This is a genomic window from Pseudomonas sp. NBRC 111124 (genome assembly GCF_001320245.1).
GTDB lineage: Bacteria > Pseudomonadota > Gammaproteobacteria > Pseudomonadales > Pseudomonadaceae > Aquipseudomonas.
Genome location: NZ_BCBA01000024.1, coordinates 19,570 through 28,018, shown reverse-complemented (window position 1 = coordinate 28,018; position 8,449 = coordinate 19,570). Strand labels below are relative to the sequence as shown.

Here is an 8,449-nt window from a genome sequence, read left to right as displayed (position 1 = left end):
CGGCGCCTCAATGACCCGGGGCCCCTGTGGGAGCGGGTTCATCGGGGCGCCGAACCGCCGCGAATGCTTTCTGGCACTAGCTATACACCGCTCTGCAGTGCAATCGACCCATCATGCTCATGCTCCCCGTTCGAGAGCACGAGACAATGACTATCGGATCGTCGCACAACCATCCCGCCGACTTGGCCATTGAGCCACAAGGCCCCATTGCACCTTGGGCTGCCCGCTTTCCCAATCCGCCTGACCTGTGTTTCGACTATCGCCGCCTGGTCGAGCAAACGGAAGGAATTGCCAGCGCCACACGTCACGAACATCGCATCTGCATAGTAGGCGCCGGCATTACCGGATTGACTGCTGCACGTGAGCTATTGCGCTGCGGTTTTACCCACATCACCTTGATCGAGCAATCGCAGCGTGTGGGTGGTCGTCATCTGACGGTGGTGAATAATGGCGAGCACCACAAGCAGCGCTCGACTCCCTTCGAAATGGGGGCTATGCGCATGCCGTTCTTCAATAGAAACGGCGAGGCGCCTAAGTCAGGGCGCTCACTGATGGCTTATTACGCCGAGCTGTTTGATTTGCGCACCTCCAATTTCCCCAATCCTGGGACTCCTTGGGTCAATGCCACCGGTATTTATTTGCGCGAAGGCCTGCTGGAGCAGGAGGGCGAGCCGAAGCTTTTGATCTGGCGCGATCCGGAAGGTGAAGGACCACCGCCCAGCGGGGAGCCTTCTATGACGTCTGCTGTCTTTACCCGCTGCGCACAGCCATTTTCGGTTTCAGCAGCCACCTGCAACTGGTGCATGGGCGAGTCGATCAACATGGCGTTCCGTTGGCTGCCCCTTGCCTGGGTGCAGACAGTGTGCGAGACAGCAGAGGGCTGGAGTTTCAGACGCCTGCCTATATAGGCCTGGCAGCCCTGGATGAATGCCTGCTGTTCATGGACATTGAAGGGCCAGACACATCGCTCTATCACCATCTACTGACGCGAGATGATGGCCTTATGACCGATTCCTCCGTATGCGGGCTGTACAAGCAGACTGATGGAAGCATTCGGGTCGAGTACCGCTGGCACCATAGCCGGCCAGAGCGAATGCAGTTGCTTGTTGAAGACTTCGACAGTGTCATCCTCACTACGCCTTCATGGCTTATTGAAACCAATATTCGCCTCGAAGGCTTCAACGATGAGGTCTTGCCTCAGTCGGTGATCGATGCCTGGAAGCACGCCCATTGGGAAACCAGTTGCAAGGTCTACGCACCACTGTGCAAGCGCTTCCTCGACCGTAATCCCCTGCCGCAGATACTGGTGACCGACAGCTTCGTGCACGATGTCTACGCCTATCGCTACAACGACAGTTATCCCGACGACTGCATCCTGCTCAGTTACACATGGGAGGATGACGCGACAAAACTGGCGTTGTTTTCCGATGGCGAACTGGCAGAGAAATGCATCAAGGAACTCGACCGGATTCTGTTGCGCTGCAGCAATATCGGAGTGGCCATTTCACCCTACATCGATGCCCGAAACATTCGCATACAGCGTTGGATGACAGACCGAAACGCATTAGGGTGTGCGAAGTTGTACCGCGCGGGCACTTATTACGATGCTGTCAGCCTGATGAAATACAACCGCGATCTCAGTAGCGCTTCGGGGCTCTATCTGGCCGGCGAGTCCTTCTCTGTCGACGCCGGCTGGACAGAGCCCTGCCTTCGCACTGCCATTGATGCAGTCATCAATCTCTGCAGTCGCACGTCTGCTCATTTTCACGGTGGTTTCGACCTTGCGCACTATCCGCATTATCAGGTTCGGTAAGTGCAGAGATTCGAAGGCTATTTGTAGCCTGATTCATACACTCTGATTCTCCTTTTCCTTCAAGTCCCGTGGGAGTCTGCTGACTGTTGCTCCCCGGGTAACCCCCGTTCTACTGGCGTCCTTCCACAACAACCAAAACCAAGGAAGCCGCCATGCCTGCAGATTGCAAACCGGTAAGTCCCGTCCGTATCGCTGTCATCCAATTCGACCCGCAAGTGGGCCTGGAGCATACCAACGGCAACTTGAACAAAGGGTTGGCACTGGCCCAGCGCGCTGTCATTGAAGGGGCCAATCTGATTGTGCTGCCTGAGCTGGCGAACACGGGGTACACCTTCCACTCTCGGGCCGAGGCCTATACGCATGCCGAGGTTCTGGATGGCGGCCCCAGCCTGCTGGCCTGGGAAACGTTCGCTCGGGAGCAGCAGGTTTACCTTGCAGCAGGCTTCGCCGAGCGGGACGGGCTCAAGCTCTATGACAGTGCCGTGCTGTTTGGCCCTGAGGGCCGGCTGGGGCACTACCGCAAGGCTCACCTATGGAACCAGGAGAAGTTGTGGTTCACCCCAGGTGATCTAGGTTTCCCGGTTTTCGAAACGCCGATCGGCCGCATCGGCCTGCTGATCTGTTGGGATATCTGGTTTCCGGAAGTGCCGCGGCTGATGGCCAGCCAGGGGGCCGACATCATCTGCAGCCTGAACAACTGGGTGTGGACGCCGCCGCCACTGTTCGATACGGCGGGGCGCTGCATGGCGTCATACCTGACCATGACTGCGGCTCATGTCAACAACCTCTATATCGCGGCTGCCAACCGTATCGGAAGTGAGCGGGGCGGGCGCTTTCTGGGTTGTTCGCTGATCGCCGGCACCCATGGCTGGCCTATTGGCGAGGTCGCCAGTGCCGAAGAGGAATGCATCGTCTACGCCGATGTCGACCTGAGCGCGTCACGCTCGGCGCCGATCTGGAACAGCCTCAACGACCTGCCGCGCGATCGTCGTACTGATCTGTACGATGCCGCGCTGGGCTATCGCCTGCATCCAGCGATGCCGCGTTGAGGAGTACCTATGGAACAGACACTTCCTGTCACTCAGCAGCGCATGCCGTTACTGACGATGCTGGCACTGGTGACGTTGTTGGTAGCCAGCTTGGCGTTTGGCCAATGGCCAGACTATGCAAGGTTGGTTGCTTCACTGGATGAGCCATTGAGCAGGCTACGCTGGATCGTCGGTGATATCAGTGAAGTCGCCTTCTACAAACATGAACTGCCGGCGCTGGGCATGCTGCTGGGCGCATGTCTGGCCCATTGGGCACACGTGCGAGGGTATCGCTGGCAGGGTTTCGCCATCTGCTACGCAAGCGGCCTGTGGCCCTGGTTGTTTGCCAGTTCACTGCTCGGGTTGATGCTCAGCCATGTGTTTTGGGGCTGGACGTTAGCCAGCGGTACTTGGCAACCCACCTTCGTGGCGTTCGTCTCGCTGCCCGCGGCCATGGTGCTGTTGTTCGGTGGCGGTTGGCGGGTCACCCTCAGTGGCGCGCTGTTCGGTGCGCTGCTGGTAACGCCCGCGTGCCTTCTGTTGGTCAACTACCTGTGCTATCCGCTGCAACTGCCGGTAGTGATCGGCAACGTCAGTGGCATGGCGCTGGCGAGCCTGCTCGCCTTTGGCTTGTGCAAGCGCTTCCCCGTTCTGGTGCGTGACGGCTTGCGACCTTGCTCGCCTGGGCCTGTTACGGGTGATCCTGATTACGGTGTGAAGTGGGTTTTGCGCCGCGTGCTGGCCGATTTCAGCGAAGCACCGTTCTTCGGCAATGAGCTGGCCAGTCTCGGCCTACTGCTTGGGGTGATGCTTGCCTATGCCTTGGCGCCTTCGGCGCCGGCCTATGGGTCGCAGCTGTTGCTGCCAATCATCGCAGGCCAGGCATTGGCCTCGTTAATCGGTGTGTTGCTGTGGTTGCGCCAATGGCGCGAGCGCGGATGGTATCCGACCTACATCCCCATCGTATCGATCGTGCCGGCTTCGGTGCTGACGTTGGGCGGAGACTGGCAGGTAGTTATCAGCAGTGCCGTTCTGGGCGCGCTGTTCGCACCACCCCTGGCGGCGACAATCAGCCAGCGGTTGCCAGGCTACATGCACGGGTACATTGGCAATGTGATCTCCATGGCCGTGTGCACAGCCGGCATCGTATCGGTACTGGGGCTCATCATGGGAGCAGAAGCATGAACGAGAAAGCTTGCTTGCCACGCATTACGTTGGGTTGCCTGGGGGGAACGGTCAGCATGCAGGCGGGATTGCCAGGCACAGGCGTGACGCCGCAGTTGGGGGGCGACGAGCTGCTCGCGGGGATGCCGCAACTCGGTGCGCTCGCCGATATCAGTACTGTGACGCTGTGCCTGCTACCCAGCGCATCGCTGAGCTTCCGGATCCTGCTGGATGTGCTGGCCTGGGCGCGTGGCGAAGTGGAGCGCGGGGCGCAGGCGGTGGTGTTGACCCAGGGGACGGACACACTTGAGGAATCAGCCTATTTCCTTGATTTGCTGTGGCCTTGCGACGTACCACTGGTGATGACAGGGGCCATGCGCCCGGCCAGCCAGCCGGGTAATGATGGGCCGGCCAATTTGCTGGCTGCGGTGCAGGTGGCACTGGCTGCCAAGAGCCAAGGTCGTGGCGTGCTGGTGGTACTCAACGATCAGATTCACCTCGCTGCACAGGTACGCAAGACCGCCAGCCTGTCGATTGCTGCCTTCGAGTCACCTGGCTGGGGGCCTGAAGGCAGTGTGGTGGAAGGGCAGGTGATCTTTCGTGGCGCTTCGGTGCCGCGCAAGGTATTGCCGCTGCCGAAACACTGCGAGCACCGCGTCGCCTTGCTCGATGCGTGCCTGGATGCAGACAGCGCACTGCTGCAGGCCATCCCGACGTTGGGTTACGAAGGCCTTGTGGTTGCCGGATTCGGGGCAGGCCATGTGTCCACTGCCTGGTCCCAGGCCCTGGCGCGCATTGCCAAGGACATGCCGGTGATCGTGGCGACGCGCACCGGCTGTGGGCCGACAGCAAGGGCCACTTACGGCTTTGTCGGTGCGGAAATCGACCTGCAGAGCAAAGGCATGCACATGGCAGGCAGGCTCTGCCCGCGCAAATGCCGAATATTGCTATGGCTCTTGATTGGCCTGGATGACCAGGCGGCACTGCCAGGGTGGTTGGCGCATTAGGGAAAACGCCCGCTGCGGCGAAGCGGCGGGCTATCTTTGAGCAGTCCTGTGCTAGGGTGCACACATCTTTGCTTCCCAGGATGTTTACCCATGCTCCCCCCGCTCAGTGAAAAAGAACTCGCCCGCCTCGAAGACCTGCTGATCACCTACGGCAACGACTATTCGGTGCTCAACCTGGCCGAACTCAACGGCTTTTTCACTGCCCTGGCCAGCTCCCCGGTGGACGTACTGCCAGAGCAATGGCTGCCCACTGTCGCCGGCGGCAAGGTACCGAAGTTCAAGAAGCCCGCCCATGAAGAGGCATACACCGCCTTGATGCTGCGCTATGCCTACCAGGTCGCCGAGCAACTCGCGCAAGACCTCGACGGCTTCGAGCCGCTGTTCGAGGAGAGCGAAGCCGAGGAGGGGACCGCAATCATCATGGAAGAATGGTGCTTCGGCTACATGCGCGGTACCCAGGTAGCCGGTTGGGGCGAGCTCCCGCCAGAACAGGACCAACTGCTCAAGGCGATTTCGCTGCACGGTCTGGAGGATAATTTCGAGTTGCTCGATGCCATGAGTTTCGATGAGTTGCAGGCCTGCGTGCCGCACGTGGTCGAAGCTGCGCGGGGCCTGTATCGCTATCAGAAGCACTCGCGGCACTGATCGGCCGATTATTTCGCCACGCGAAATTATGGTTTGCTCCTTTCACTGATTCTGCTCCCAGCCGAATCAGCGCAGGATGGGCTCCAGCTGGCACCACCTCGGTGCCTATTCTGGAGCCCAGCCCATGATCAAACTCTACAACTTCCCCAAGTCCGGTCACGCCCACCGTATCGAGCTGATGCTGTCGCTGCTCAACCTGCCCACCGAGCTGGTATTCGTAGACCTGGCCAAAGGCGCGCACAAGCAGCCGGATTTCCTCGCCCTCAACCCGTTCGGCCAAGTGCCGGTAATCGATGACAACGGTACCGTCATCGCCGACTCCAACGCTATCCTCGTCTATTTGGCCAGCACCTACGACAAGGCTGACAAGTGGCTGCCTCGTGACCCGCTGAATGCCGCCCGCGTGCAGCGCTGGCTGTCGGTTGCCGCCGGACCACTGGCCTTTGGCCCTGCGGCAGCCCGCCTGGTGACCGTGTTCGGCGCTTCGTTCAACACCGACGAAGTCATCGCTCGTGCTCATACCCTGCTCAAGGTGATGGACGCCGAGCTGGCCAAGTCTGCGTTCCTGGTTGGCAATGATCCGACCATTGCCGATGTCGCCAACTACTCGTACATCGCCCATGCCCCAGAGGGCAATGTCTCGCTGGAACCCTATCCGAATGTGCGCGCCTGGCTGGCCCGGATCGAAGCATTGCCGGGTTTCGTTGCCATGCCACGCACCGCCGTCGGCCTGCAGACCAGCGTCTGAGCCGCCCCCCTCCCGAGGACTGCCGCCATGCAGCAACTCCCCAACCATCGCACCTCGCCCTGGCATGCCGGCGAGAAGCGCCTGCAGGAGCAGGTGGGTGTATCGGAGCGCATGGAAGTGTTCGGGCAAAAGGTCATCCGTGACCACATGCCCGACCAGCACCGCACGTTCTATCAGCAACTGCCGTTCATCGTTGCTGGCGCCGTGGACCCGGCAGGCAGGCCTTGGGCGACGCTACTGGAAGGCGCAGAGGGTTTCGTCAGTTCGCCCGACCCACGGCAACTGCTGATCGATACCCGCCTTGCCAGTGACGATCCGGCAATGCCCGGGCTGGCGGCTGGCGAGGCTGTCGGCCTGCTGGGCATCGAGCTGCATACGCGCCGGCGTAACCGTATCAATGGGCTGATCGCCCAGACTACGGGTGGGGCGCTGGAGGTGCGGGTCGAACAGTCTTTCGGCAATTGCCCGCAGTACATCCAGCGGCGTGAATACATCCGCGTCGATGAGCCCGCGCTAGGGCGGATCGATGCGCAAGGGCTGAATACAACGACCGCCAGGATGATCGCCAGCGCTGACACGTTGTTCGTTGCCAGTTACATCGACCACGCCGGCGGGGAGCGTTCGGTGGACGTCTCGCACCGTGGCGGCCGCCCCGGCTTCGTCAGGGTCGAAGGCAACCGCCTGACCATTCCCGATTATGCCGGCAACCTGCATTTCAACACCCTTGGCAACCTGCTGGAGAATCCACGCGCCGGGCTCTTGTTCGTCGATTTCAGCAGCGGTGATGTGCTGCAGGTGAGCGGGCGCACCGAGGTGATACTCGACAGCCCGCTGATCAAGGCGTTCGAGGGGGCCGAGCGGCTGTGGACGCTGGATATCGAGCACGTCGTGGTGCGCCCGGCAGCGGTCAGCCTGCGCTGGGCGTTTCAGGAGTACGCGCCGACCAGCCTCATGACCGGCACTTGGGCGGAGGCTGAACAGCGGCTGCAGCAACGTGAACGGCAACATCAGTGGTTGGCCTGGCGGGTAGCGCGCGTTGAACAGGAGAGTCGCGATATCCGCTCGTTCTACCTGGCTGCGAATGAGCCGGTGACATTCTTGCCCGGCCAGCACATACCCGTGCGTATTCCACTGGGCGGCGATACACCGGTGATTCGCACCTACAGCCTGTCCAGCGCGCCATCCGATGGCTACCTGCGTATCAGCGTCAAGGCGCAGGGGCCGGCATCGCGCTATCTGCATGAGCAGATCAGGGTCGGAGGCACCCTGGACGTGCGGATGCCGATGGGCAGTTTCACCCTGGCCAGCGCCTGCGAACGGCCCGTCGTGCTGATCGCTGCAGGGGTGGGCATCACGCCACTCATTGCCATGCTGCGCGAGCTGCTGGCGAGTGAAGAGGGGCGTCGCATCCACATATTCCATGGTGCGCGCAGCTTGGCTGATCTGCCGTTTCAACAGGAGCTGGCGGCGCTGCGCCAGCAGGCGGGGGGGCGCCTGAGCGTGTATCGCTCGCTGAGCCAGCCCGAGGCGGAGGCTGTGCAAGGGCATGACTACGAGCATGCGGGCCGCCTGGGCATCGAACAGGTCAAGGCAATGCTGGCGCTGGATGATTACGATTTCTACCTGTGTGGCCCGGCCAGCTTTACTCAGGACCTGTACGAAGGGCTGCGCGCTGTGCATGTGCCCGATGCGCGTATTCATGCCGAAGCCTTCGGGCCATCGACGCTGCGCCGTCATGGCGATGACAATCAGCCGACGCTGCAACAGCCGCCTGCTGCCAGCGAGCCGGTGCCGGTGTATTTCGCCAGTTCCGCCAAGGAGGCGCGTTGGGCGCCGGGTGGCGGGACCTTGCTGGAGCTGGCCGAGGCGCGCGGGCTGTCGCCGGACTTCAGTTGCCGGGGTGGCTCATGCGGGACGTGCAAGACCAAGGTGCTGAGTGGGCAGGTGCATTACCCGAATCCGCCTGCCGAGATGCCAGAGGAGGGCACTGCGCTGATCTGTTGTGCGGTGCCGGCGCAGGCGTTGGTGCTGGAGCTATGAGGCC

The 8,449-nt window shown here is 61.3% G+C and carries 6 protein-coding genes and 1 pseudogene; all 7 read left to right on the top strand.

What is annotated here, in order from left to right:
* Positions 1–146: 146 nt before the first annotated feature.
* Positions 147–1,813 (top strand): annotated as a pseudogene (locus APH28_RS10945) (flavin monoamine oxidase family protein).
* Between the two features lie 152 nt (positions 1,814–1,965).
* The gene (locus tag APH28_RS10940) at positions 1,966–2,862 is read left to right on the top strand and encodes a nitrilase family protein (protein WP_060509274.1); all 897 of its coding nucleotides are present in this window, start codon (positions 1,966–1,968) and stop codon (positions 2,860–2,862) included.
* A 42-nt stretch (positions 2,863–2,904) separates the two neighbouring features.
* Positions 2,905–4,026 carry a hypothetical protein gene (locus APH28_RS10935; RefSeq protein WP_256249122.1) on the top strand — a complete coding sequence of 374 codons (1,122 nt, stop codon included), beginning with the start codon at positions 2,905–2,907 and terminating at the stop codon, positions 4,024–4,026.
* The gene (locus tag APH28_RS10930; protein ID WP_060509270.1) at positions 4,023–5,012 is read left to right on the top strand and encodes an asparaginase; all 990 of its coding nucleotides are present in this window, start codon (positions 4,023–4,025) and stop codon (positions 5,010–5,012) included. The genes APH28_RS10935 and APH28_RS10930 overlap by 4 nt, the downstream gene beginning before the upstream one ends.
* Positions 5,013–5,102: 90 nt before the next feature.
* A complete protein-coding gene (locus tag APH28_RS10925) occupies positions 5,103–5,657 on the top strand; it encodes a UPF0149 family protein (RefSeq protein WP_060509268.1) in 555 nt (184 codons plus the stop codon).
* 124 nt (positions 5,658–5,781) lie between these two features.
* Entirely contained in the window at positions 5,782–6,405 is a 624-nt protein-coding gene (locus APH28_RS10920; protein WP_060509266.1) for a glutathione S-transferase family protein, read from the top strand.
* A gap of 27 nt (positions 6,406–6,432) precedes the next feature.
* Positions 6,433–8,445 carry a pyridoxamine 5'-phosphate oxidase family protein gene (locus tag APH28_RS10915; protein WP_060509264.1) on the top strand — a complete coding sequence of 671 codons (2,013 nt, stop codon included), beginning with the start codon at positions 6,433–6,435 and terminating at the stop codon, positions 8,443–8,445.
* Positions 8,446–8,449 lie beyond the last annotated feature (4 nt).

Coding starts and splice junctions, on each gene's coding strand:
- APH28_RS10940 (WP_060509274.1), top strand. CDS start 1,966: ATGCCTGCAGATTGCAAACCGGTAAGTCCCGTCCGTATCGCTGTCATC.
- APH28_RS10935 (WP_256249122.1), top strand. CDS start 2,905: ATGCCGTTACTGACGATGCTGGCACTGGTGACGTTGTTGGTAGCCAGC.
- APH28_RS10930 (WP_060509270.1), top strand. CDS start 4,023: ATGAACGAGAAAGCTTGCTTGCCACGCATTACGTTGGGTTGCCTGGGG.
- APH28_RS10925 (WP_060509268.1), top strand. CDS start 5,103: ATGCTCCCCCCGCTCAGTGAAAAAGAACTCGCCCGCCTCGAAGACCTG.
- APH28_RS10920 (WP_060509266.1), top strand. CDS start 5,782: ATGATCAAACTCTACAACTTCCCCAAGTCCGGTCACGCCCACCGTATC.
- APH28_RS10915 (WP_060509264.1), top strand. CDS start 6,433: ATGCAGCAACTCCCCAACCATCGCACCTCGCCCTGGCATGCCGGCGAG.